General features: G+C 66.0%; 18 protein-coding genes. 10 read left to right on the top strand and 8 right to left on the bottom strand.

Annotated features, from left to right (window positions below; all coding sequences use genetic code 11):
• Positions 1-80: 80 nt before the first annotated feature.
• Complete coding sequence (locus tag GSH16_RS14280) at positions 81-1,622, top strand: SulP family inorganic anion transporter (RefSeq protein WP_235913252.1); 1,542 nt, start codon at positions 81-83, stop codon at positions 1,620-1,622.
• Here GSH16_RS14280 and GSH16_RS14275 read toward each other — a convergent pair.
• The 3 genes from GSH16_RS14275 to galE form a co-directional block, all read right to left on the bottom strand.
• A complete protein-coding gene (locus tag GSH16_RS14275) occupies positions 1,619-5,023 on the bottom strand; it encodes an efflux RND transporter permease subunit (RefSeq protein WP_160856287.1) in 3,405 nt (1,134 codons plus the stop codon). The two genes, GSH16_RS14280 and GSH16_RS14275, sit on opposite strands and share 4 nt — an antisense overlap.
• 1 nt (position 5,024) lies before the next feature.
• The gene (locus tag GSH16_RS14270) at positions 5,025-6,494 is read right to left on the bottom strand and encodes an efflux RND transporter periplasmic adaptor subunit (RefSeq protein ID WP_160856286.1); all 1,470 of its coding nucleotides are present in this window, start codon (positions 6,492-6,494) and stop codon (positions 5,025-5,027) included.
• Between the two features lie 103 nt (positions 6,495-6,597).
• Positions 6,598-7,620 (bottom strand): UDP-glucose 4-epimerase GalE, encoded by a 1,023-nt coding sequence (gene galE, locus GSH16_RS14265; protein WP_160856285.1) that lies wholly within the window; start codon positions 7,618-7,620, stop codon positions 6,598-6,600.
• Between the two features lie 178 nt (positions 7,621-7,798).
• On the opposite strand from galE, the gene pseB reads away from it, so the two are divergent.
• The 6 genes from pseB to GSH16_RS14235 are packed head-to-tail and all read left to right on the top strand — an operon-like array spanning position 7,799 to position 14,560.
• Complete coding sequence (gene pseB, locus GSH16_RS14260; protein ID WP_160856284.1) at positions 7,799-8,806, top strand: UDP-N-acetylglucosamine 4,6-dehydratase (inverting); 1,008 nt, start codon at positions 7,799-7,801, stop codon at positions 8,804-8,806.
• Positions 8,799-9,971: a UDP-4-amino-4,6-dideoxy-N-acetyl-beta-L-altrosamine transaminase gene (gene pseC / locus GSH16_RS14255; RefSeq protein WP_160856283.1), complete on the top strand. Its 1,173-nt coding sequence runs from the start codon at positions 8,799-8,801 to the stop codon at positions 9,969-9,971. The genes pseB and pseC overlap by 8 nt, the downstream gene beginning before the upstream one ends.
• Positions 9,968-10,648 (top strand): pseudaminic acid cytidylyltransferase, encoded by a 681-nt coding sequence (gene pseF / locus GSH16_RS14250; RefSeq protein ID WP_160856282.1) that lies wholly within the window; start codon positions 9,968-9,970, stop codon positions 10,646-10,648. Before pseC ends, pseF begins: the two co-directional genes overlap by 4 nt.
• Positions 10,649-10,651: 3 nt before the next feature.
• Positions 10,652-12,118, top strand: a complete 1,467-nt coding sequence (gene pseG, locus GSH16_RS14245; protein WP_160856281.1) for a UDP-2,4-diacetamido-2,4,6-trideoxy-beta-L-altropyranose hydrolase — start codon at positions 10,652-10,654, stop codon at positions 12,116-12,118.
• A complete protein-coding gene (gene pseI, locus GSH16_RS14240; protein ID WP_160856279.1) occupies positions 12,115-13,164 on the top strand; it encodes a pseudaminic acid synthase in 1,050 nt (349 codons plus the stop codon). Before pseG ends, pseI begins: the two co-directional genes overlap by 4 nt.
• Positions 13,165-13,174: 10 nt before the next feature.
• Positions 13,175-14,560, top strand: coding sequence for a capsular polysaccharide export protein, LipB/KpsS family (locus GSH16_RS14235; RefSeq protein ID WP_160856277.1), 1,386 nt, complete (start codon positions 13,175-13,177; stop codon positions 14,558-14,560).
• A gap of 3 nt (positions 14,561-14,563) precedes the next feature.
• On the opposite strand, the gene glpD is transcribed toward GSH16_RS14235, so the two are convergent.
• The 3 genes from glpD to GSH16_RS14220 form a co-directional block, all read right to left on the bottom strand.
• Positions 14,564-16,078, bottom strand: coding sequence for a glycerol-3-phosphate dehydrogenase (gene glpD / locus GSH16_RS14230; RefSeq protein WP_160856275.1), 1,515 nt, complete (start codon positions 16,076-16,078; stop codon positions 14,564-14,566).
• Positions 16,075-16,845 carry a DeoR/GlpR family DNA-binding transcription regulator gene (locus tag GSH16_RS14225; protein ID WP_160856273.1) on the bottom strand — a complete coding sequence of 257 codons (771 nt, stop codon included), beginning with the start codon at positions 16,843-16,845 and terminating at the stop codon, positions 16,075-16,077. The genes glpD and GSH16_RS14225 overlap by 4 nt, the downstream gene beginning before the upstream one ends.
• A 160-nt stretch (positions 16,846-17,005) precedes the next feature.
• Complete coding sequence (locus GSH16_RS14220) at positions 17,006-17,461, bottom strand: hypothetical protein (protein ID WP_160856271.1); 456 nt, start codon at positions 17,459-17,461, stop codon at positions 17,006-17,008.
• Between the two features lie 124 nt (positions 17,462-17,585).
• Between GSH16_RS14220 and modA the strand changes: the two genes are divergently transcribed.
• The 3 genes from modA to modC are packed head-to-tail and all read left to right on the top strand — an operon-like array spanning position 17,586 to position 20,235.
• Positions 17,586-18,464 carry a molybdate ABC transporter substrate-binding protein gene (gene modA / locus GSH16_RS14215; protein WP_160856269.1) on the top strand — a complete coding sequence of 293 codons (879 nt, stop codon included), beginning with the start codon at positions 17,586-17,588 and terminating at the stop codon, positions 18,462-18,464.
• Positions 18,461-19,141, top strand: coding sequence for a molybdate ABC transporter permease subunit (gene modB / locus GSH16_RS14210; protein ID WP_160856267.1), 681 nt, complete (start codon positions 18,461-18,463; stop codon positions 19,139-19,141). Before modA ends, modB begins: the two co-directional genes overlap by 4 nt.
• Positions 19,138-20,235 carry a molybdenum ABC transporter ATP-binding protein gene (modC, locus tag GSH16_RS14205; RefSeq protein ID WP_328803245.1) on the top strand — a complete coding sequence of 366 codons (1,098 nt, stop codon included), beginning with the start codon at positions 19,138-19,140 and terminating at the stop codon, positions 20,233-20,235. The genes modB and modC overlap by 4 nt, the downstream gene beginning before the upstream one ends.
• Here the strand turns inward: modC and GSH16_RS14200 are convergent.
• Both GSH16_RS14200 and GSH16_RS14195 read right to left on the bottom strand, forming a co-directional pair.
• Positions 20,232-21,881: an FAD-binding dehydrogenase gene (locus tag GSH16_RS14200; protein ID WP_160856265.1), complete on the bottom strand. Its 1,650-nt coding sequence runs from the start codon at positions 21,879-21,881 to the stop codon at positions 20,232-20,234. The two genes, modC and GSH16_RS14200, sit on opposite strands and share 4 nt — an antisense overlap.
• A gap of 95 nt (positions 21,882-21,976) precedes the next feature.
• On the bottom strand, positions 21,977-22,255 hold a 279-nt coding region (locus GSH16_RS14195), incomplete at its 5' end, for a M24 family metallopeptidase (RefSeq protein WP_160856263.1).

Genomic DNA, 22,255 nt, shown 5'->3' with positions numbered 1-22,255 from the left:
GAGGAAACTGCATGTTCCGTTCCACGCTGACCGCCTTTGCCCGCGCCGTAAATCCCGGCGAGGCGCTCAATTCCGTCACCATGACGCCCGACCGGGTGCGGATCGAGCTTCTGTCCGGCCTGACGGTGGCGCTGGCGCTGGTGCCCGAAGCGGTGGCCTTCGCCTTCGTGGCTGGTGTGGAGCCGCTTGTCGGACTTTATGCAGCCTTCATCGTCGGCCTGATCACGGCCGTTTTCGGCGGTCGTCCGGGGATGATTTCCGGTGCAACGGGCGCGCTCGCCGTCGTCATGGTGGCGCTCGTGGCCGAACATGGCGTGCAGTATCTCTTTGCGACCGTGGTCCTTATGGGCATCCTGCAATTGCTCGCGGGCATTTTCCGCCTCGGCAAGTTCATCCGCATGGTGCCGCAGCCGGTGATGCTGGGTTTCGTGAACGGTCTGGCGATCGTGATCGGTCTGGCTCAGCTTGAACAGTTCAAGGTGACGGATGCGAGCGGGCATGAGGTCTGGATGACCGGCCCGATGCTCTGGGGGATGCTGGCGCTCGTTGCCGCGACCATGGCGCTGATCTGGCTGGTGCCGAAACTGACCCGTCTGGTGCCGGCGCCGCTGGCGGCGATCGGCATTGTCACGGCACTTGTCATCCTGTTCGACATTCCCGTTCCGCGCGTCGGCGACATGGCGTCCGTGTCCGGCGGGTTGCCGGAATTTGCCATTCCGATGGTGCCGCTCAATCTTGAAACCCTGTCGATCATCTTCCCCTATGCGGTGATCCTTGCGGCCATCGGCCTGATCGAGAGCCTGCTGACGCTGAACCTCGTGGGCGAGTTGACCAACAAGCGCGGCGGCGCGAGCCAGGAATGCCTCGCCCAGGGCGCGGCCAACGTCGTGACCGGCTTTTTCGGCGGCATGGGCGGCTGCGCGATGATCGGCCAGTCGATGATCAACGTGAAATCGGGCGGACGCACGCGGCTGGCGGGCATCGCGGCGGCGCTCTTCCTGCTCTGCTTCATCCTCTTCGCGGCCCCTGCAATCGAGATCATTCCGCTCGCGGCGCTTGTCGGCGTGATGTTCATGGTCGTGATCGGCACATTTGCGTGGAACTCGATCGCGCTCCTGCGCCGCGTGCCGCGCTCGGATGCCTTCGTCATCCTGCTTGTGACCGGCGTGACGGTGGCCGAGGATCTGGCAGTGGCGGTGGTTGTCGGCGTGATCGTGGCGGCGCTCGTCTATGCGTGGAACGCAGCGGCGCGCATCCATGCGGTGGAGCGGCCGTCCGCAACCGAGACCGGAGCCAAGGTCTATGAACTGGAAGGCCCGCTCTTCTTTGGCTCCGCCACCGGTTTCATGGAACTGTTCCACCCCGAAGAAGATCCCGACACGGTGATCCTCGATTTTGCCAACAGCCGTGTCGTCGATGCCTCCGCCCTGCAGGCGATCGAGGATATTGCCGCGAAATACGAGGCTCTGGGCAAGCGGGTGATGCTGCGCCATCTGAGCCGCGACTGCCACGCGCTCCTGCACCATGCGGGCCAGCTGATGGTCGACAGCGAGGATGATCCGAAATACAGCCTCGCCGTCGATTATGACGTGCGCTCGGGCGTGCTCGGCGGGGCGGCCTAGGCTGCCGTCCGCCGCCGGCTGACGAGCCAGAGCGCCGCGCCGGTCGCGACAAGGATCAGGAGCGTCCCGGCCATCAGGCCCGCAAATGCCGCAAGACCGGCGGGCAGGGCGGCAAGCGCGGGCACCAAGGCTGCAAGTCCCGGCAGGGCTGCGCCCGTCAGGGCCCACCGTCCGACCGTCGCCAGGGCCAGCGCGGCAATCGTCAGACCCGCGCCGCTCAGCACCAGCCGGATCGCACGCCGGTCATGCCGGCCCGCCACACCGCGCCGGAGCGACCGGAAAAGCTGGCCGACATCCTGCTGCATGATGACAAGCGCAGGCACCACCAGCAGCACCATCAGGAAGCCGAAGCCGAGCCCGTAGGCAAGGGTGATGACCGTGGGTTTCAGGAACTGCGCCTGCGCGCTGCTCTCGTAGAGCAGCGGCGTCAGGCCGAGCACGGTGGTCAGCGTGGTGAGCAGGATCGGCCGGAGCCGGTCGGTTGCTGCGTCGATCACCGCCGGGACCAGCCCGCGTTTCTCTGCATATTCGTCGATCGTGGTCACCAGCACGATACTGTCGTTGATGATGATGCCGGTCATGCCGATCAGGCCGACCACGGTGAAGATCGACAGGGGCACATCCCAGCTGTAATGCCCCCAGATCGTGCCGATCAGCCCGAAGGGCACGATGGCCAGCACCACGAGCGGGCGGGTCCAGCTTGCGAAAATCCATGCCAGCGTCAGGTAGATGCCGAGCACACAGAGCGTGAATCCGATAAGCGCATCGGTCAGGAAGTCGCTCTCCTGCTCCACGAGACCGCCGAGGTCCCAGCCGACGCCGAACCGCGCCGCGATGTCGGGCAGGATGTCGGCGCGGAGCGCGGTGGTCACGGCTTCGGCCGCGACCGGATCATCCTCGGAAATGTCCCCCGTCACGGTGATCAGGTTGACGCCGTTTTCCCTTTGCACGGAGGAAAAGCCATACTGGCTGTCAACCGTCACGATCTCGTTCAGCGGCACATATTGCCCGTCAGGGGTGCGCATCCGCGCGGTGGTCAGGAAATCGGCGGCGATCTCCTCTCCGGGCAGCCCGACCGTGATCGTGCCGGTGCGTGTGCCGACCGGAAATTCCGCCGCCTCGATGCCGTTCAACCGCTGGCGCAATTCGCGGCCCAATCCCTCGACCGTGAAGCCGAGCGCACGGCCGAGCGGGGTCAGGTCAAGCACCAGTTCGGTCTTGTCATAGGCCAGACTGTCCTCAAGCGCGCTGACGACCGTGTATTGCCCGAGTTCGACCTTCAGCGCCTCGGCCGCGGCCTTCAGCGTGCGGCTGTCCGCCCCGAACAGTTTCACGTCCAGCGCATCGCCCCCCGGACCGGACCGCCAGCCGCGGAAACTCAGCGTCTCCAGCATCGGGTGGTTCACCACCTCATCCTGCAGATCGGCAAGGAAGGCGAAGGAGGAATAGGGCCGCTGGTCGGCGTCGATCAGTTCGATCTCGATCGAACCCAGCTGGTCCGGGTCCTTCGTGTCCGATCCGGACAGGCCGCGCCCGCCGGTGCCGCCCACCTGCGTCATGGAAAAGAGCACCGGGTCGGTGCCATGCTCCGCCGCGTAGCGTGCGGCGACCGCATCCGTGGCGCGCTGCAATTCCTCGGTCATGGCGCGGGTGTCAGCGCGGGTCGCGGTCGGCAGCATGGCTATATTGCCGGTGATCGACCCCTGTTCGGGCGCGTTGAAGAAGCGCCATGTGACGTCGCCTTTCAGGAACAGGCCGACAGCATTGGCAAGGATCAGGATGGCGAGCGCCATGACCGGATAGCGCAGGCGGATCACCCAGGCCATGAGCGGCGCGAAAGCCTTTGTCCGCACCCAGCGGAAACCGGCATTGGTGACGCGGCTCGGCCAGTCATACCAGCGGTCCTTGCCGCGCGCGGCGATGGCATGGGCCATGTGGTTCGGCAGGATCAGGAAACATTCCACGAGGGATGCCAGCAGCACCACAATGACGGTGAAGGGAATATCGGCGATGAGCGACCCGAACCGTCCGCCGATCGACACCAGCCCGAAAAAGGCCAGAACCGTGGTGATGGTTGCGGAAAAGACCGGTGCCGCCATGCGTTTTGCGGCATTCTCGGCGGCCAGGACGGGTGGCTCCCCCAGCCGCCGTGCGCGGAAATCCGCATGTTCCCCGACGACGATCGCGTCGTCCACGACGATGCCGAGGCAGATGATGAGCGCGAAGAGCGAGATCATGTTGAGCGTGAGGCCCGACAGGTACATCAGCCCGATCGCCGCCGCCATGGCAACGGGGATACCCGCCGCGACCCAGAAGGCGGTGCGCGCGGACAGGAACAGGAAGAGGAGCCCGACCACCAGCGCCAGTCCCATCAGCCCATTGTCGATCAGGAGCGCGATCCGGTCGGTGATCGCCTCCGCGCGGGTCCGCGTCAGTTCGATGGTGACGCCGCGGGGCAGGGTGGTCTGGAACTCTTCCGCCGCGGCTTCCACCGCGGCCTGAAGGGCGATGGCGTCGCCGCGGTCGCTGCGGTCCACCCGCAGGGACACGGCCGGATTGCCGCCGCGATAGTAGGCGCGGCCATTGTCCGCCCCGATCACCCGGATGTCGGCCAGATCGCCGAGCAGGAGCTTCGATCCATCGGCATTGGCCCGCACCACCAGATCGTTCAGATCCTCCGCGTCGCGCCGTTCGGTGCCCGTGCGCAGCCGCGCGCCGCCGGCACCGACCTCGCCCGCCGGGTTGGTGTTGGCGGCCTCCGAGATCACGCCGGCTATGTCGGACAGGGTCACATCATGGCGGATCAGGTTGCGCTGCGGCACGTCGACCTCGACCGCCGGCGCGGCGATCCCGTTGATCGACACACGGCTGATCCCGTCCGCAAAAAGGAGCGTTGAAAACTCGTCCGCGAACCGGCCGAGCTGTTCGACCGACACCGGCCCGGAGATGACCACGTCCGTCACCCGGTCGCGCCAGTTGGCACGGCGCACCACCGGATCTTCGGCATTTTCCGGCAGGTTGCTCACCGCGTCCACGGCTGCGGTCACATCCTCGGTCGCACGGCCCATGTCCCAGCCGGGCTCGAAATCGAGCGACACGCGCCCGCTGCCCTCGGTCGAGGTCGACCGGGCCTCTGTCACACCCTCCACGGCCAGAAGCGCCGGTTCGATCACCGCGATGACGCCCGCGTCGACCTCCTCCGGTCCCGCGCCCTCCCAGGCGACACTGACCGAAACGCTCTCGATCACCACATCGGGGAAGAACTGGGCACGGATGCGGGTGCTCGCCGCGATGCCTGCCACGAGCAGGATCGCGAGCAGAAGGTTCGCCGCCGTTGCGTGGCGGGTGAAATAGCTGAGCAGGTTGAACCCGCGTTCCTGAAGGCGCGGCGGCAGGCCCATCTCAGCCTCCCATCCGTGATTCGAGCCGTTCCACAACCGCGACCGGCACTTCTTCGGCCTCCAACTGTTTCAGGATCCGCTCGCGCATGTCCGCCGGCATCCGCGTGTTGGCCTCGACAAAGGCGATGAGCCGCGCGCGGCGCGCCTCGTCAAGCACGACCGACTGCGGTGCAGCAGGTGCCTGCGCGCCCTCTTCGCCCGGCGGGGTGACCGGCTTGACCTTGATCCCCGCGCCGAGCTGCGGCAGGCGCTCCCGCACATAGCGGCGCCCCTCCGGTGCATCGGCGACGATCAGTTCATCCCCGATCCGGCGCAGGATCGGCAGGGTGATCTCCTCCAGCCGGTCCTCATCGTCCAGCACGAGCACCCGCCCGTCGCTGGTGGCGGCATCTGCGGGGATGCGCGACACATCCGTCAACTCCGGCTCCACGATCTCCACCGTCAGGAAATCGCCGGGCTGCAGGATCTGCTGCCCGGCCTGGCGGATCTGCGCGAAGATCAGCCGCCCGGTCTGCCCGTCGCCCACCTCGGCGCCGACCCGGTCGATCCGGCCTTCGAGCGTGAAGGGGATGTCGTCCAGTTCCAGAGTTACGCTGAGCGGCAGTTTCTGCAGGGTGCCGCCGTCATCGAGCAGCCGCGCGAACTGGGCGTTGGACACGCGGAAGGCCACTTCGAGCGCGGTCGGGTCGATCAACTGGCCGAGCTTCTCATTTGCCGAGACGAGCCTTCCGAGGATCGCCGTCACGTCGCTCAGCACGCCCGCGAACGGGGCCGCAACCTCGGTTTCCGCCAGCGCGCGTTCGGCATCGCTGAGGTCGATCCCCGCTCGGTCCACGGCAATACGCGCGGTGCGGATCGCGGCTTCGGCCTCTGCCAGTGCCTGCCGCTGGCGCACCAACGTCTGTTCGGCGGCGGACAGGGACAGTTGCGCATCTTCCGCGGCTTGTGCCGTGCCGACCCCGCGGGCCTGCAGATCATCCTGTCGTGCCAGCGCCTGCGCGCGCAAGTCACGCTGCTGGATCGCGGCATCCAGTTCGTCCTCCGTCAGGTCGCGCCGGTCCTCGGCCTCGGCCAGTTCGGCGCGGCGTTCCTCAAGCGCAATGGTGGCGATGTTGAGGGCGGATGTGGCCCGTGCCGGGTCGATGCGGAACAAAAGCTCGCCCTCCGCGACCGTGCCACCGTCGCGGAAATCCTCCGACAGTTCGACGATCCGGCCGCCGGTCAATGCGCGCAATTCCAGCGAGCGGGCAGCCTCCACCGTGCCGTAGGACAGGATCACAGGCGTCTCGGGTCCGCGTGCGAACCGGTCGACCTGAACGGAGAAGCTGCGCTCGCCCCCGCCACGCTGCGGCGGGCCGCCACCTGCCACTTCCTTCGACGCCCAGATGATCTGCCCAGCGGCCAGCCCGAGCAGGCCGAGTGTCACGGCAAAGAGCAAAAGGCCAGCAAGGCTGCGGAGAAGGAAATTCATGGCGCGTCCCGTCGGTGGGCGCTGCGCGGACGGCTCGCAGCCGATCCCGCAGTGCAGGTCGTTTTATCCTATACGCAGGAGAAGCGCCGTTCCGTTCAATTTTTCAAGATTTTTCCGGCCCGTATCCCATCGGATTGGCTTTCTGCCAGCCCCAGGCCGAGGCACAGATCTCCTCCAGCCCGTATTCGGCCTGCCAGCCGAGCACGTCCCGCGCCTTGCCGGCATCGGCATAATAGGCCGGCAGGTCACCCGGCCGCCGGTCGGCCATTTCCAGCGGGATGGACAGGCCTGCGGCCTTCTCGAACGCGGCAACCACTTCGAGCACCGTCGCCCCGTCGCCGGTCCCAAGGTTGATTGGGTCGCAGCCGGTGCGCCCGGCGGCATGGCGGACGGCCGCCACATGTGCGCGGGCAAGGTCGACCACATGGACATAGTCCCGCAATCCGGTGCCGTCGCGCGTCTCATAGTCCGACCCGAACACCGACAGATGCGGCCGCCGCCCCACCGCGACCTGGCTGATGAACGGCATCAGGTTGTTCGGGATGTCGGACGGATCCTCCCCGATCCGGCCCGAGGAATGGGCGCCCACCGGGTTGAAATAGCGCAGAAGAACCGCCGAGGTGGCGGCGTTCGACACGCACCAGTCGGCCAGCATCTCCTCGACGGCGAGCTTGGTCCGGCCATAGACATTGGTGGGCCGGCGGGGATGGGCCTCGTCATAGGGCAGGTAGTCCGGATCGCCATAGACGGTGGCGGAACTGGAAAAGACGATCGCTGGGCAGCCGTGCCGGTCCATCGCCTCGATCAGCGACAGGCTGCCGCGCACGTTGTGATCATAGTAGCGGAGCGGTTCGGCCACGCTTTCGCCGACGGCTTTCAGCCCGGCAAAATGGATCACGGCCTCGGGCCGGAAACGGGTGAAGAGCGCATCGAGCGCCGCCGCGTCACGAATGTCGCCGCGGGTCACATCGAAAGACCGGTTGGTCAGTTGCGCAACGCGGCGCAGCGACTCAGGCGTGGCGTTTGAGAAATTGTCGAGCACGGCAATCTCGTGCCCGTCGGCGAGCAGTTCCAGCACCGTATGCGACCCGATATAGCCCGCGCCGCCGGTCACAACGATCCGCATAGGTCCCCCTCTCAACCGCCAAACTCCTTTCGGGATAGTGGATTGGGCAAGCAGGTCAAGGCGGTCCTGCTCCGATGGTGCCGCCCATTTCTGCGTGGACGTGCCACAGCCTGCAAGCTAGACAGGGTGCGCCGGCTCCGCGATGGGGGCGATGCTGCAAATTCAGGGGAGTGTGCCCATGCTGAACGGAAAATCCATTCTGGTAACGGGCGGTACCGGCTCGTTCGGCAAGGCCTTCGTGCGCAAGGTCCTGCAGGATTATCCCGATGTCAGGCGTCTCATCATCTTCTCGCGCGACGAGTTGAAACAGTTCGAGATGCAGCAGAGCTTCTCGCCCCGCGATTTCCCGGCCCTGCGCTATTTCATCGGTGATGTGCGCGATCAGGACCGGTTGCGCCGCGCGCTCGAAGATGTGGATATCGTGATCCATGCTGCAGCGCTCAAGCAGGTTCCGGCGGCGGAGTACAATCCGTTTGAATGTATCAAGACCAACGTGCTCGGCGCGCAGAATGTCATCGAGGCATGCCTCGACACGAACGTCTCGGCGGTCGTTGCGCTCTCGACCGACAAGGCGGCCGCGCCGATCAACCTTTATGGCGCGACGAAACTCTGTTCCGACAAGCTATTCGTATCGGCCAACAACATGCGCGGATCGCGGGATCTGAAGCTCTCCGTTGTGCGCTACGGCAATGTGATGGGCAGCCGCGGATCGGTCATTCCCTTCTTTCTCGGCCAGCGCGACAGTGGCACCCTGCCGATCACCGACCCGGGCATGACGCGGTTCAACATCACGCTCGACGAAGGCGTCGCCATGGTTCTCTGGTCGATTGAGAACGCGGTCGGCGGCGAAATCTTCGTGCCGAAGATTCCGAGCTACAACATCCTCGATGTGGCCGCCGCGATCGCACCCGGGTGCGAGACCAAGATCGTCGGCATCCGGCCGGGCGAAAAGCTGCATGAGGAAATGATCACTGCCAGCGATTGCTACAACACGCTCGATCTCGGCAAATATTACGCGATTCTGCCCTCGGGCGATGTGGACTTCATCGAAGCCTATAAATCCCGCACCGGCGCGGCGCTGGTGCCCGAAGGCTTTTCCTACAATTCCGGCGACAATAGCGAGTTCCTGACCGCGGAGGAGTTGAAGGACCTGATCGCACAGGAAATTCCCGGCGCCTATGACTGACGCGCCCTTCATCCCCTATGGCCGGCAGGACATTCGGGACGAGGATGTCTCCGCCGTCGACGCGGTGCTGCGGTCTGATTTCCTGACCCAGGGACCGGCCATCGCCGCGTTCGAGGCGGCGCTGACCAACGCGTGCGAGGCGCCGCATGCGATCGCGGTCAGCAGTGCCACCGCGGCGCTCCACATCGCCTGCATGGCGCTCGGCCTCGGCCCCGGCGACCATCTTTGGACCAGTCCGATCAGCTTCGTCGCCTCGGCCAATTGCGGACTCTATTGCGGCGCGTCGGTCGATTTTGTCGATATCGACCCGGCCACGGCGCTGATGGATGTCGACGATCTGGAGCGGCGGCTCATCACGGCCAAAGCCGAAGGGCGGCTGCCCAAGGTGCTCGTGCCGGTGCATTTTGCCGGCCATAGCTGTGACATGGCGCGCATCGGTGTGCTGGCGAAGGAGTACGGGTTCCGCGTCGTCGAGGATGCGTCTCATTGCATCGGCGGCCACCATGACGGCCAGCCGATCGGGTCCTGCGCCCATTCCGATATCTGCGTCTTCAGCTTTCATCCGGTGAAGATCGTGACGAGCGGAGAGGGCGGCGCCGCGTTGACCCGCAATCCCGAACTGGCCGCGCGGATGAACGACCTGCGCACGCATGGCATCACGCGTGAGGCGAGCCGTTACCAGCAAGCCGATGACGGGCCGTGGTATTATGAGCAGCAGGCGCTCGGCTACAATTACCGGATCACCGACATCCAGGCCGCGCTCGGCACGAGCCAGATGACCCGCCTGTCCGAGATCATCACCGCCCGGCACTCGATCGCGGCCCGATACGACCAGCTACTGGCCGAACTGCCGCTCCGCTGGCTGGAGCGTGGTCCTTTCGGCGCTTCGGGACTGCACCTCTATGTCGTGCTGCTGGATGATGCCGCGGCCCGCCGGCCCGTCTTCGACGCCATGCGGGCGGACAATATCGGCGTCAACGTTCACTACATTCCCATTCATCTGCAGCCTTTCTACAGACAGATGGGCTTTGCGCCCGGCCGGTTCCCGGCGGCTGAAGACTATTACAGCCGTGCGATCAGCATCCCGATGTTCCCCGGACTGACCGACGGGATGCAGGACCGGGTCGTCCAGTCGCTGGCACGGGCGCTCGGGACCGCGGGATGAGCGAAGCCGTTTGCATCCTGCCGGCGCGCGGCGGATCGAAGCGCATTCCGCGCAAGAATGTGGCCCCCTTTTGCGGCCGGCCGATGATCGCATGGCCGATTGCGGCAGCCCGTGCGTCCGGGCTTTTCGCGCGGATCATCGTCAGCACGGAGGATGCAGAAATCGCGCAAGTGGCAGAAGCGGAAGGTGCAGAGGTTCCGTTCCGGCGCGACGCCGACTTGGCGGACGATTTCAGCACGACTACGGAGGTGATCCGCGATGCGGTGGACCGGCTCGATCTGGCGCCGGGAACTGTCGTCTGCTGCCTATATGCCACCGCGGCACTCGTGACGCCGGCACATTTGCGGCAGGGCCTGGCGGCGCTCGCGGGTGACGCAACAGGCTTCGCCATGTCGATGGTGGCGCTGCCAAGCCCGTTCCAGCGCAGCTACCGCCTCGAAGGCGCGCGGGCCGTGCCGTTCTTCCCCGACCAGATGCCGCTGCGGAGCCAGGATCTGGAACCGGCTTATGCCGATGCGGGCCAGTTCTATTTCGCAACCGCTGCCCAATGGCGGGAACCCGACAGGCGTCCGTGGGACAATGCACGACCTGTCATCCTCGACCGTTGGGATGTTTGCGACATTGACGAGCCGGCCGACTGGAAATTTGCCGAAGCGCTGAAATCGATCCGGAGTTGACCGATGCGGGTGCGTTTTCTCGTCGAAGGCAGCCCCGAGATCGGCGGTGGACACGTGATGCGGTCGCTCACGCTGGCGCGTGCGCTGCACGCATCCGGCGACCATGGCGCCTTCTCGGCATCGCCGGATCACGTGCCCTTCGTCAGACATGTTCTGAAGAATGAATTTGAAGTATCTGAAAAAATATCAGATTTTGACGAAGTAGATGTGTTGGTTGTTGACGGATACGGGATCGATCCCGCCGTTGGCACACAGGCGCGCCGCCATGGGACACGGGTCCTTGTGCTCGAAGATGCCCCGGCACGGCCGCGGGATTGCGATATCCTCTGTGATCCGACGCCCGGACGTGCGGCCCGTGACTATCTCGGGTTCGTGCCTTCCGACGCCACTGTTCTGACCGGCGGCGACTATGCCCTACTGCGCCCGGAATTTGGGGAACTGCGCCGGACTCTGCCGGACAGGGCCGGCAAGGTGGAACGGTTATTTCTCAGCTTCGGGCTGACGGATTTTGGCGCCTGGGCACTTCCGGTGGCGCGCGCCTTGGCGGAGGCTTTGCCCGACGTCATGATCGACGTGGCTATAGGGTCGGCCGCGCCGAGCCTGAAGCCGCTGATGGCGCTCGCTGACGCATCTGCTCGCGTGGCGTGCCACGTCGACACGCGCGATGTTGCGCAACTGATGGCTTCGGCCGACCTCGCGGTCGGTTCGGCAGGCGGCACCACGTGGGAGCGCGCCTGTCTGGGCCTGCCGTCCGTGGTGGCCATCGTCGCGGAGAACCAGCGGGACAATGCAGCGGCTCTGTCCAGGGCGGGCGCCGCCATCGTGGCCGACGACCAGGACAGTATGATCGCTGCCGTGGTCAAGCTCCAGGCGGATGCGGATGCGCGGCAGGCGATGCGCCGGAGTGCCATGGCGCTCTGTGACGGTCAGGGCGCAAACCGACTGGCAGACATGCTCCGCACCTCCGCCGCGGACCGTCCGAAAGTCCGGCACGATGCGCCGCTCAGACTCCGGACCGCTGCGGACCAGGATCGCGCGAATATCTGGTTCTGGCGAAACGATCCGGACAGCCGGCATTTGCAAGGGTCCGCGGACCCTATTCCATGGACCGATCATTGCGGCTGGTGGACACGGGTCCTACAGGATGACCGGTGCACTTTGTTCATTGGCGAGCGGGACGGGCGCGCCATCGGCCAGGTCCGCTTCGACCAACGCGACGATGGCGTGGCGACGGTCAGTATTGCGGTCAATCCTGCGTGCCGGGGAACCGGTCAGGCATTGCCGCTCCTGAAGGCGGCTGTGGCCCGCTTCGCGGGCGCGCAGGGGACGCAGCGCTTGCAGGCGATGATCCACGAAAGCAATGACGCCTCGCTTCGCCTGTTCTCCAGAGCCGGATTTGAAATTGTCGGGCGTGACAGTCCATTCGTGATCTGCGAGTTTGAGCCCGCACAAAACGGGACACAGGAATGACCGCAACAATCGAAATCGCCGGCCGCAAGATTGGCCCCGATCACCCGCCCTATGTGATTTGCGAACTGTCGGCCAACCATAATGGCGACCTCGACCGCGCGTTGGAGATGATCGACCATGCCGCAGATACCGGTTGCGACGCGATCAAGATCCAGACCTATACGGCCGACACGCTGACGATTGATGTCGACCGGCCGGAGTTCCGGATCGAGGGTGGCCTGTGGGACGGGCGGACGCTGCATGACCTCTATTCCGAAGCGCAGACGCCCTTCGAGTGGCACGGTGCAATGTTCGAGCGGGCTGCGAAACGGGGCGTGACGCTGTTTTCCACACCCTTCGACCCGACCGCCGTTGACCTGCTGTCGGGCCTCGACGCGCCGGCTTACAAGGTGGCCTCTTTCGAGCTTCTCGACCTGCCGCTCATTGCCCGCATTGCGCGGGAGGGCAAGCCGATGATCATGTCGACCGGCATTGCCAATCTCGGAGAGATCGAGGCCGCCGTCCGCACGGCGAGGGAAAACGGTTGCGAAGAACTGGTTCTTCTCCATTGCATCAGTTCCTACCCGGCACCGGCGGAGGATTCCAACCTGCGGACCATTCCCCATCTGGCCGAGGCTTTCAGCGTTGTGGCGGGCCTGTCGGACCATACGCTCGGCACCGCCACGTCGGTGGCCTCTGTCGCGCTCGGGGCGCGGGTGATCGAGAAACATTTCACGCTCGACCGCAATGATGGCGGGCCGGACTCGAGCTTCAGTCTCGAACCGCAGGAATTCCGGGATCTTGTCCGCTCCTGCAACGACGCGTTCCTGTCGCTCGGGCAGGTCGGCTATGCGCTGAAACCGTCCGAGCAGGGGGTCGCGAAATTCCGGCGCTCGCTTTATGTCGTGGCGGACGTGGATGCAGGCGAAACCCTGACCGAAAGCCATGTGCGCTCGATCCGCCCCGGTTACGGGCTGCCGCCGAAAGCCTTGCCGGATGTCCTGGGCCGGCGCGCGCGACGCGATCTGAAACGGGGTGACGCGCTCGACTGGACGATGATCGAATGACGGATGCGGCATGAGCGAGCGGCTGCTGATCCTCGGCTTCAAGCGCCCGGTGCGGCGCGGGCTGGAAGCACGCGGGCTGGAGGTGGCCTTCCACGCCGAGCTGCCGGAGACGCATCTCGACCGCGCACTCGTCCCGCCGACCGACAGCAGCATGGATTTCCGGGCCTGGCAGAACCTCGACCGGCCATGGCCTGACTATCGTCCGGTGGATCGCGCCCTTTATGATCAGGTGCGTGCCGCCAGTTTCGAGACATTCATCCGTTGCGTGCAGCGCCGGTTCTGGTGCGAGGCGCTGGCGTCGAACTGGATCGATTTCGAACAGCTTTTCGCCAAAGCCTATGCGCATGCGGAGAGCCTGCTTCTGGGGCGTGGCGTCACCGCTGTCGTGTCGGCCAATTTCGCCCATGAAGGCTATAATAACGTCGTCTACGCGATGGCGCATGTACTCGGTCTGCCCTACCGAATTTTCGTCCAGAGCCCCTTCGGTCCGCGCAGTTTCATCCTGACGCGGAACGAGGATTATGGCGATCTTGCGCAACTGCCTGTGGCGCAGGACGGTCCGCCGCGCGTCGACATCGCGCCGCCCGAGCGGCCGCCCTTCTACATGGACAGCGTCCATTCGGACCGGAAGATCCGGAAGAAACTGGTGAGCGGTGCCGTGCGCACTCATGCCCGCGCGCTCGGAAACCTCGTGTCGCCGCCGGGACTGTATGACGAATGGCAAACGCTGAAGCGTCTGCGCGAACGCCGTGATGCCGCGCGGAACCGCTATTTCTTCCAGCGGATGAAGGACGAGGCGATCACCGAAACCGAGCGCCTGATCGACGGGCCGTTCGTCTATTTCCCGGCCCACCTTCAGCCGGAACTGACGACCGATGTCCTCGGCGGCGTCTATGCCGATCAGGTGCGGGCGGTGGAGGAATTGCGGGCATGGATGCCCGATGATGTGCGCCTTGTGGTGAAGGAAAACCCCAAACAAATGGGTGTGATGCGCGGCCGGCTTCTGCTTGACCGTCTGTTCCGGATCCCGGGCGTCGATGTTGCCGCCCGTTCGGTGCCGAGCTTTACCTTGACCGAGAAGGCCATCGGCGTTGCCACAGTGACCGGAACCGCCGGGTGGGAGGCGCTGCGCTTCGGCAAGCCGGCGCTCGCCATGGGCCTGGCCTTCTGGCGGGATTTCCCGGGCGCATGGAAGTGGGGCGACCGGCCGGATTGGGAGTCCTTTGCTGGCACCCGTGTCGATCCGGTGGCGCTTCAGGGGGCGGTGGACCGGCTCTATGACAGCACGCACGATCTTGTGACGGACGAATATTACAAGGTGCTGCATCCCGATTTCGACGATGTGCAGAACAATGAACGCATTGTCGATGCAATCATGGCGGCTTTTGCCGCCTGACCCTTAAGCGCGGTTCTGGTCCATCCAGTCCTGCAGGCGCAGGATCTGGTCGCCGTCGAGGCGCAGGCCGAGTTTGGAGCGGCGCCAGATGACATCCTCCGCCGACCGTGCCCATTCCCGCGCCATCAGGTAGCGTATCTCGGCTTCTGTCAGGCCGGCCCCGAAATCCGCGCCGAGCGCGGCCATGTCCGATGCATCGCCGAGGAGCGCGCGGGCGCATGTGCCATAGGCCCGCGCCAGACGTCGGGCCAGCGCGGGCGGCAGGAACGGATAGTCGGCTTGTAGGCCTGCGACCAGTGCATCGAACCCGTCGACGGGGAAATCGCCCCCCGGAAGCGGCGCGTCGGCGGTCCAGCCCGCGGGTAGCGGGCCGAACACACGTTCCAGCTTTGCGACGGCGGCTTCTGCCAGCTTCCGATATGTGGTGATCTTGCCGCCGAACACCGACAGGAGCGGCGCAGCCGGCCCGTCTGCCCCGTCGCCGCCAATCAGTTTGAGGACATAATCGCGGGTGGCGGCGGTCGCGGAACTCGCCCCGTCATCATAAAGCGGGCGCACGCCGGAATAGGTCCAGACAATATCCGACCGCGTGACCGGTTTGGCGAAATATTCCGACGCCGCCGCGCAAAGATAATCCTGTTCCTCCGGCGTGCAGACCGCGGCGTCGGGTGGGCCGTCATGGTCCGCATCGGTCGTGCCGATCAGGGTGAACTCCCCTTCATAGGGGATGGCGAAAATGATCCGCCCGTCGCTTTGCTGGAAAATATAGGGTCGGTCATGGTCGAAGAGCTTGCGGGTGACGATATGGCTGCCGCGCACGAGGCGGATCCGGTCGGGCGTGGCTTGCCCGAGCGTCCCTTTTAGCACCTGATCGACCCAGGGGCCCGCCGCGTTGACGATGGCGCGGGCATGGACCGTTTCCTTCGATCCCTCCGCGGATTGCAGATCCACCTCCCAACCGTCCGTCCCCGCTGTTGCGCCCACACATGTGCAGCGCGTGCGGATCTCGGCCCCGCGGTCGGCCGCGTCACGCGCGTTCAGGACGACCAGACGCGAATCCTCGACCCAGCAGTCGGAATATTCGAACGCCTTGCGGAAATCCTTCTTGAGCGGCGTGCCTGCCGGATCCTGCGCAAGGTCCAGCACCCGTGTCGGCGGCAGGATCTTGCGCCCGCCCATATGGTCGTAGATCGCCAGCCCGAGCCGCAGGAGCCAGGCCGGCCTCAGCCCGCTATGGTGGGGCAGGACGAAGCGCAGCGGCCAGGAGATATGCGGCATGTTCCGCAACAGCGTTTCGCGTTCGCGCAGTGCCTCGCGCACCAGCCGGAACTCGTAATATTCCAGATAGCGCAGACCGCCATGAAAGAGCTTGGTCGAGGCGGAGGACGTGGCGCTCGCCAGATCGCTCTGCTCGACGAGCAGGACCGACAGGCCGCGCCCGGCCGCATCGCGTGCGATGCCGCACCCGTTGATCCCCCCGCCGATGACAAGCAGGTCATATTGCGCGCGGTCGGTCATGCATCCTCTCCGGCAACCATCAGTCGCGTGCCTGCGGCAGTGCAGGCGGTGCGGAACGGCTCTGGCGGCGCCCGGTCGGTGATGACCAGATCCAGATCGGCCACGGTGCAGATGCGGATCGCCGCGCGGCGCTCGAATTTCGACCTGTCTGCCACGAGGATGCGATGGCGCGCGCTGCGCAGGATCGCGCGGGCCACCGCAACCTCGCGTTCGTCAAAGTCGAGAATATCGCCATCCGCGTCGAGCGCGGAGGCGCCAATGATGGCCGTGTCGGCCTTGAACTGCTGCATGAAGGCGACCGTCGCATCCCCGATGACCGCCCCGTCGCTCTGGCGCACCAGACCGCCTGCAAGACGGATTTCCTTCTCCGGCGCGCCCGACAGGATGTTCACCACGTTGATATTGTTGGTCACGACCGAGAGGCCGCGATGGTTGTAAAGCGCCCGTGCCACCTGTTCGGTCGTCGTCCCGATATTGAGGATGAGAGTTGAAGAGTCGGGAACCTCGCGCGCCGCCGCGCGGGCAATGCGGGCCTTGGCATCGGCCGCCAGCATCCGCCGGTCCTGATAGGGCAGGCCGGCCATGTGCCCGCCGAGCACCGCACCGCCATGCACGCGCTTGAGCAAGCCGCGCTGGCTCAGGTCGTTGAGGTCGCGGCGCACGGTCTGCGGGGTCACACCGAACCGGTCGGCCAGCACGTCGACACCGAGCGGTTCCCCAGATCCAGCGCGGGCGAGTATCTCTTCCTGGCGGTGATTCAGCTGCATCGTGGACCCTTTCGGCGCGTTCATACGACAACCTTTTTGCATCAGAAAGGTTCAAAATGTGAATAAACGAAAATAAATCGAACATCGATGATGCGGGTGCAATATCAGACGACCCGCGCTCTGATGCGCAGGCGCAAGGCGCTACGGCGGGGCAGGCGTGTCAGTTGGCGGGCAGGTCGATCAGCCGGTCAGCGGCCGTGAGCGGGCGGCTCATCCCGTCGAGCGCGACCGCGTCGAGACCGGGGAACATGTCGAACAGGTCGACCGCCAGCCGGTCGGGTCGCCCATCGGTGCAGCGGAACCCGTAACGTGCCGCAATCTGGCGCTGCCCGTCCGATGCGGGCAGCCGTTCAACCTCGGCCTCCGCGACATGGCATCGGCCGGGGCCGAGAAACCGGAAGAAAGGCGCGGGATCGGCCAGGATCGCCAGCAGGAATCCCAGATCATCCGGCGAGGCATCGGCCGGCAGAAGCGCCTCTTCGGGCAGGGTGAGCTGCAGCTTCAGCCCCGCATCCGTCGGGGTGAGGCCCAGCTCCGCGGACTGGTCCAGCGCGGCCACCGGGGATGCGGCCACGAAGAGGGTCAGAAGTGACGTGAACAGTCGCGTGTATGTCATTGATATTTCGGCCTTGGTCGTCCAGTCGTTCAGGCTGGTGCCGCAAAGGTCAATCCATAGCCTGATGTCAAATAGCAGCATTATTCAAAACTGTTAAGAGACAAGCTTCACACGGAATATTGGCGTGGCCGTCCTGCGCCACCGAAAACTGTTGGAGCGCCCAGCCGAATATGGTTTCGTCAGCGCCATGACGCCGCATCCATCCCGACCTGCCACCATACTGCGCCCTGATCCAGTGACGCGGCGCGGGGTGCTGGCCGGGATCAGCGGCGGTCTGGCCCTGCTTGGCAGCGGCATGGCCATCGGGGCGGACGAGCAAGGGCCGTTGCGGGTGGCGGTGGCGGCAAATTTTCTCGATACGGCACGGCGCGTCGGGGCGGCCTTCACGGCTGCGGGCGGCGGAATGGTCGAGTTCAGCTCCGGGTCGACCGGACAGCTTTTCGCTCAGATCACACAAGGCGCGCCCTTCGATCTGTTCCTCGCCGCGGACAGGGAGCGCCCTGCAGCGGCGGCAGCGGCAGGGCTCGTGGCGGATGCGGGCCCCTTCACCTACGCGATCGGCCGCCTCGCGCTGGTTTCGTCCGCGCCGGATATCGCCCCGTCGCCCGAGCGGTTGCTGACGGATGGCGGGCGGGTGGCGATCGCAAACCCAGACACAGCCCCCTACGGCCGTGCGGCGGTCGAAGTGATGGACGCACTTGGCCTGACTGATCCGCTGGCCGGCAGGCTCGTGCGGGGCACCTCGGTCGGACAGGCGTTCCAGTTCGTCGAAAGCGGCAATGCTGCCTTCGGGTTCATTGCCGCAAGCCAGATCGCGGCAAGGCCGGACCGTCCGCGCTGGCCGGTGCCCGAGGACCTGCACACGCCCATCCGTCAGGACGGGGCGGTTCTGGCCGCATCCCGCCAGCCCGAGGCAGCGGCGCGGTTCGCGGCGTTCCTGCAGGGCGACGCCGCCGCGGCCATCCTGCGGGCCGACGGCTACCGCACAGGGGCAGGCGCGTGAGCGGCGCGGCGCTCTGGCAGCCGGTCTGGCTGACGGTCCAGCTGGCGCTGGCTACAGTTGTCGTGCTCCTGATCCTCGGCACGCCGCTGGCCTGGTGGCTGGCACGCACCCGGTCGCGCTGGCGCGAGGTAGTGGGCACGCTCGTTGCCATGCCGCTCGTCCTGCCGCCGACCGTGCTCGGCTTCTACCTTCTGATCCTGCTTGGCCCGTCGGGTCCGGGTGGCTGGGTGGCCGAATGGTTCGGCGCGCGGTCGCTTGCCTTCACCTTTACCGGGCTTGTGATCGGCTCGACCATCTATTCGCTGCCTTTCGTGGTGCAGCCGTTGCGCACCGCCTTCGAGGCGATCGGCGATCCGCTTCTGGAAGCCGCGGCGACCCTGCGCGCCAGCCCGTGGAACCGGTTCTTCACCGTGGCCGTACCGCTGGCCCGACCGGGATTCCTGACTGCGATGGTGCTCGGCTTTGCCCACACGGTGGGCGAATTCGGGATCATCCTGATGATCGGCGGCAACATACCGGGCGAGACGCGGGTGCTGTCGGTCGCGATTTTCGATTTCGTCGAAACGCTGCACTGGCGGGAAGCGCATCTCCTGTCCGCCGGCATGATGGTCTTTGCCTTTCTCGTGATCCTGGCCGTATCGGTCATCGGACGACGTGCCGGGCGGGTGGGCCTGTGAGCGGCGCGCGCATCGCAGGCGCCCTGACCGGGCGGCGCGGGGACTTCCCGCTCGACCTGCAGTTCGACCTGCCGGGGGAGGGGATCACCGCCATATTCGGCCCGTCAGGCAGCGGAAAGACCTCGCTCCTGCGCGCGATTGCAGGTCTGGACCGGCTCGACGGCTGGCTGAAGATCGGCGCGTCGGACTGGCAGGACGGGGCGCGGATCTGGCGCAAACCGCACCAGCGGCCCGTGGGCTATGTGTTTCAGGATGCGCGGCTTTTTCCGCACCTGTCGGTTGCGGACAATCTGCGGTTCGGGGCCGAGCGGGCGCGAAAGGGTGACACGCGTTCCGGGCCCGATCCGGACCGGCTCATCGCGCTTCTGGGCCTGTCGGGGCTGATGGCGCGGGGGGTGCAGAACCTGTCAGGCGGGGAGCGCCAGCGCGTTGCAATCGGGCGCGCGCTCCTCAGTCGGCCACGCATCCTGTTGCTCGACGAGCCGCTCTCGGCGCTGGACGGTGCCGCCAAGGACGAGATCATGTCCTATCTGGAAGATCTCGTGCCCGCCCTCGATATTCCGATCCTTTATGTCAGCCACGATCTGGCCGAGGTTGCACGGCTGGCGCAGACCATGGCCGTGATGAAGGCAGGCCGTATCCTGCAGTCGGGGCCGGTGGACCGGCTCTTTGCCGAACTGGATCTGGAGGATGCCGCCGGCCGGTTCGATGCAGGCGTGCGGCTGCGTGCCCGCGTCACGGGACAGGATCGCGCCTATCACCTGACGCGGCTCGACCTTGGCGGCCAGCAGGTGACCGTGCCCGCGCTCGACCGGCCGGACGGGTCGGAAGTGCTTTTGCATATCCGCGCGCGCGACGTGTCGCTGGCGCTTGCGCGGCCCGAGGGCCTGTCGATCCGCAATGTGCTTGAGGGCCACATCACGGCCATTGACGGTGCGGCCGGGTCGCCCTTTGCGGAAGTGACGCTGGCGGTTGGCGGGTCGGCCTTGCGGTCGCGCGTCACGCGCGAGGCGGTGGACGCGCTCGGCCTGTCGGTCGGCAAGCCGGTCCATGCGCTCGTCAAGTCGATCAGCTTCGAGCGGGGCAGGGACTAGCCTGTCTGGCCGGCCCTCAGGCCCGAAAAGATGCACCCGCCGAGGAACGTGCCCTCCAGCGCATTGTAACCGTGATAGCCGCCGCCGCCGAAACCCGCGGCCTCGCCCGCGGCCAGAAGACCCGGCACCGCGTTCCCGTCAGGTCCGATCACCTGCCCGTCGACATCCGTGTGCAATCCGCCGAGCGTCTTGCGGGTCAGGATGTTGAGGCGCACCGCGATCAGCGGCCCGGCAGCAGGGTCGAGGATGCGGTGCGGTTTTGCCGTCCGGATCAGCCGGTCGCCGCGATAGGTCCGCGCCCCGCGCAGCGCGATGACCTGTGCGTCCTTGGCAAACGGGTTGGTCATCTGCGCATCGCGGGCTTCCACCTGGGCGCGGATGGCCGCCGGATCGAGCGGCGTGTCAGGCTCCAGTCGGTTCATGCCCGCGACCAGATCCTCGAGACTGTCGGAGACCACGAAATCCGCGCCTTCACGCTTGAATGCTTCCACCTGCGGCGTCGCACCCTTGCCGAGCCGCGCCTTCAGCACGTCGGCCCACCCACCGTCGGTCAGGTCCGGATTCTGCTCCGACCCGGACAGGGCGAATTCCTTCTCGATGATCTTCTGGGTCAGGATGAACCAGCTATGGTCGTGACCGGTGGCAAGGATCCGGCGCAGGGTCGCCCGCGTGTCGAAGCCCGGCAGGCAGGGGGCCTCCATCCGCACTCCAAGCGCGTCGAACCAGAGCGAGCTTGGCCCCGGCAGGATGCGGATCCCGTGATTGGGCCAGATCGGGTCCCAGTTCTGCAGCCCTTCGGTATAGTGCCACATCCGGTCGGCATTGATGATGCCAGCACCCGCGTCCCGCGCGATGCCGATCATCGCGCCATCGACGAAATCCGGCACACCGGCCACCATGCGCGCAGGCGCGGGACCGAGGTCGTCCGACGGCCAGTTCTGCCGCACCAGATCGAGACTGCCACCGATTCCGCCCGACGAGACAAGCGTCGCATCGGCCGCGATGTCGAACCGGCCCGTGACGTCGCGATTGGTGCTGGCACCGCGGCGGGCCTCGTCATCGGCCAGAACATCGCCTGTTGCACCGGTCACGGCGCCGCCTGTGCGGGAGAGGCCCGTCACGCGGTGGCGGGGCAGGTATGTGATGCGGCCGGCCTTGATATGCGCCTCGACCGCTTCAACGAAGGGCCGGATAACGCCCGGGCCGGTGCCCCATGTGATGTGGAAGCGCGGCACGGAATTGCCGTGACCGCCCGCGAGCGACCCGCCGCGTTCAGCCCAGCCCACGACAGGGAACCAGCGCATCCCGCGCCCGTGGAGCCAGCCCCGCATCTCGCCCGCGGCCCAGTCGAGATAGGCTTCCGCAACCGCGCGCGGGTTGCGGTCCTCGGGCCGGTCGAACCCCGCGGACCCCATCCAGTCGTCATGGGCCAGTTCGGCGCTGTCGCGGATGCCCATGCGGCGCTGTTCCGGCGTGTCGACCATGAAGAGCCCGCCCAGTGACCAGAAGGCCTGCCCCCCCAACGATTGCGGCCCTTCCTGATCGAGCAGGATCACCGATTTGCCACGCGCCGCCGCCGCATCGGCGGCCACAAGCCCGGCCAGGCCCGCCCCGATCACCAGAAGGTCTGCTTTCCGTTCCGCCATGATCCGTCCATCCGCAAGTCTGTATCGGCCGCGACTGTAGCAGGCGCAGGGCACAAGGCCCTACAGGCGGGCCGGGCTGACGTCGCGGCAGGCGCTCAGCCGATCAGCGTCAACTCTTTCGGGAACTGCGTCAGGCAGCGGCAGCCATCACCTGTCACCAGCACATCATCCTCGATCCGCACACCAAAGCCGCCGGGCTGGTAGAGGCCGGGTTCGTTGGTAAAGACCATGCCCGGTTCTAGCGTCTGGTGGTTGCCCCGCATGATGTACGGGTCTTCGTGAACCGCGCGGCCAAGCCCGTGACCGGTCTTGGTGCGGATCCGGTCGGCATAGGGCGAGGCTTCGAGCACGCCCGTCACTACATCGTCGATCTC

The sequence above is a fragment of the Oceanomicrobium pacificus genome, assembly GCF_009833495.1.
GTDB classification, from domain to species: Bacteria; Pseudomonadota; Alphaproteobacteria; order Rhodobacterales; family Rhodobacteraceae; genus Oceanomicrobium; species Oceanomicrobium pacificus.
The sequence above is the reverse complement of the archived record's forward strand: the minus strand, read 5'-3'. Positions and strand labels throughout refer to the sequence as shown.

Excerpts from the sequence above, each read along its gene's own strand:
- GSH16_RS14280 (WP_235913252.1), top strand. The coding sequence starts at position 81 with ATGACGCCCGACCGGGTGCGGATCGAGCTTCTGTCCGGCCTGACGGTG.
- GSH16_RS14275 (WP_160856287.1), bottom strand. The coding sequence starts at position 5,023 with ATGGGCCTGCCGCCGCGCCTTCAGGAACGCGGGTTCAACCTGCTCAGC.
- GSH16_RS14270 (WP_160856286.1), bottom strand. The coding sequence starts at position 6,494 with ATGAATTTCCTTCTCCGCAGCCTTGCTGGCCTTTTGCTCTTTGCCGTG.
- galE (WP_160856285.1), bottom strand. The coding sequence starts at position 7,620 with ATGCGGATCGTTGTGACCGGCGGCGCGGGCTATATCGGGTCGCATACG.
- pseB (WP_160856284.1), top strand. The coding sequence starts at position 7,799 with ATGCTGAACGGAAAATCCATTCTGGTAACGGGCGGTACCGGCTCGTTC.
- pseC (WP_160856283.1), top strand. The coding sequence starts at position 8,799 with ATGACTGACGCGCCCTTCATCCCCTATGGCCGGCAGGACATTCGGGAC.
- pseF (WP_160856282.1), top strand. The coding sequence starts at position 9,968 with ATGAGCGAAGCCGTTTGCATCCTGCCGGCGCGCGGCGGATCGAAGCGC.
- pseG (WP_160856281.1), top strand. The coding sequence starts at position 10,652 with ATGCGGGTGCGTTTTCTCGTCGAAGGCAGCCCCGAGATCGGCGGTGGA.
- pseI (WP_160856279.1), top strand. The coding sequence starts at position 12,115 with ATGACCGCAACAATCGAAATCGCCGGCCGCAAGATTGGCCCCGATCAC.
- GSH16_RS14235 (WP_160856277.1), top strand. The coding sequence starts at position 13,175 with ATGAGCGAGCGGCTGCTGATCCTCGGCTTCAAGCGCCCGGTGCGGCGC.
- glpD (WP_160856275.1), bottom strand. The coding sequence starts at position 16,078 with ATGACCGACCGCGCGCAATATGACCTGCTTGTCATCGGCGGGGGGATC.
- GSH16_RS14225 (WP_160856273.1), bottom strand. The coding sequence starts at position 16,845 with ATGCAGCTGAATCACCGCCAGGAAGAGATACTCGCCCGCGCTGGATCT.
- GSH16_RS14220 (WP_160856271.1), bottom strand. The coding sequence starts at position 17,461 with ATGACATACACGCGACTGTTCACGTCACTTCTGACCCTCTTCGTGGCC.
- GSH16_RS14200 (WP_160856265.1), bottom strand. The coding sequence starts at position 21,881 with ATGGCGGAACGGAAAGCAGACCTTCTGGTGATCGGGGCGGGCCTGGCC.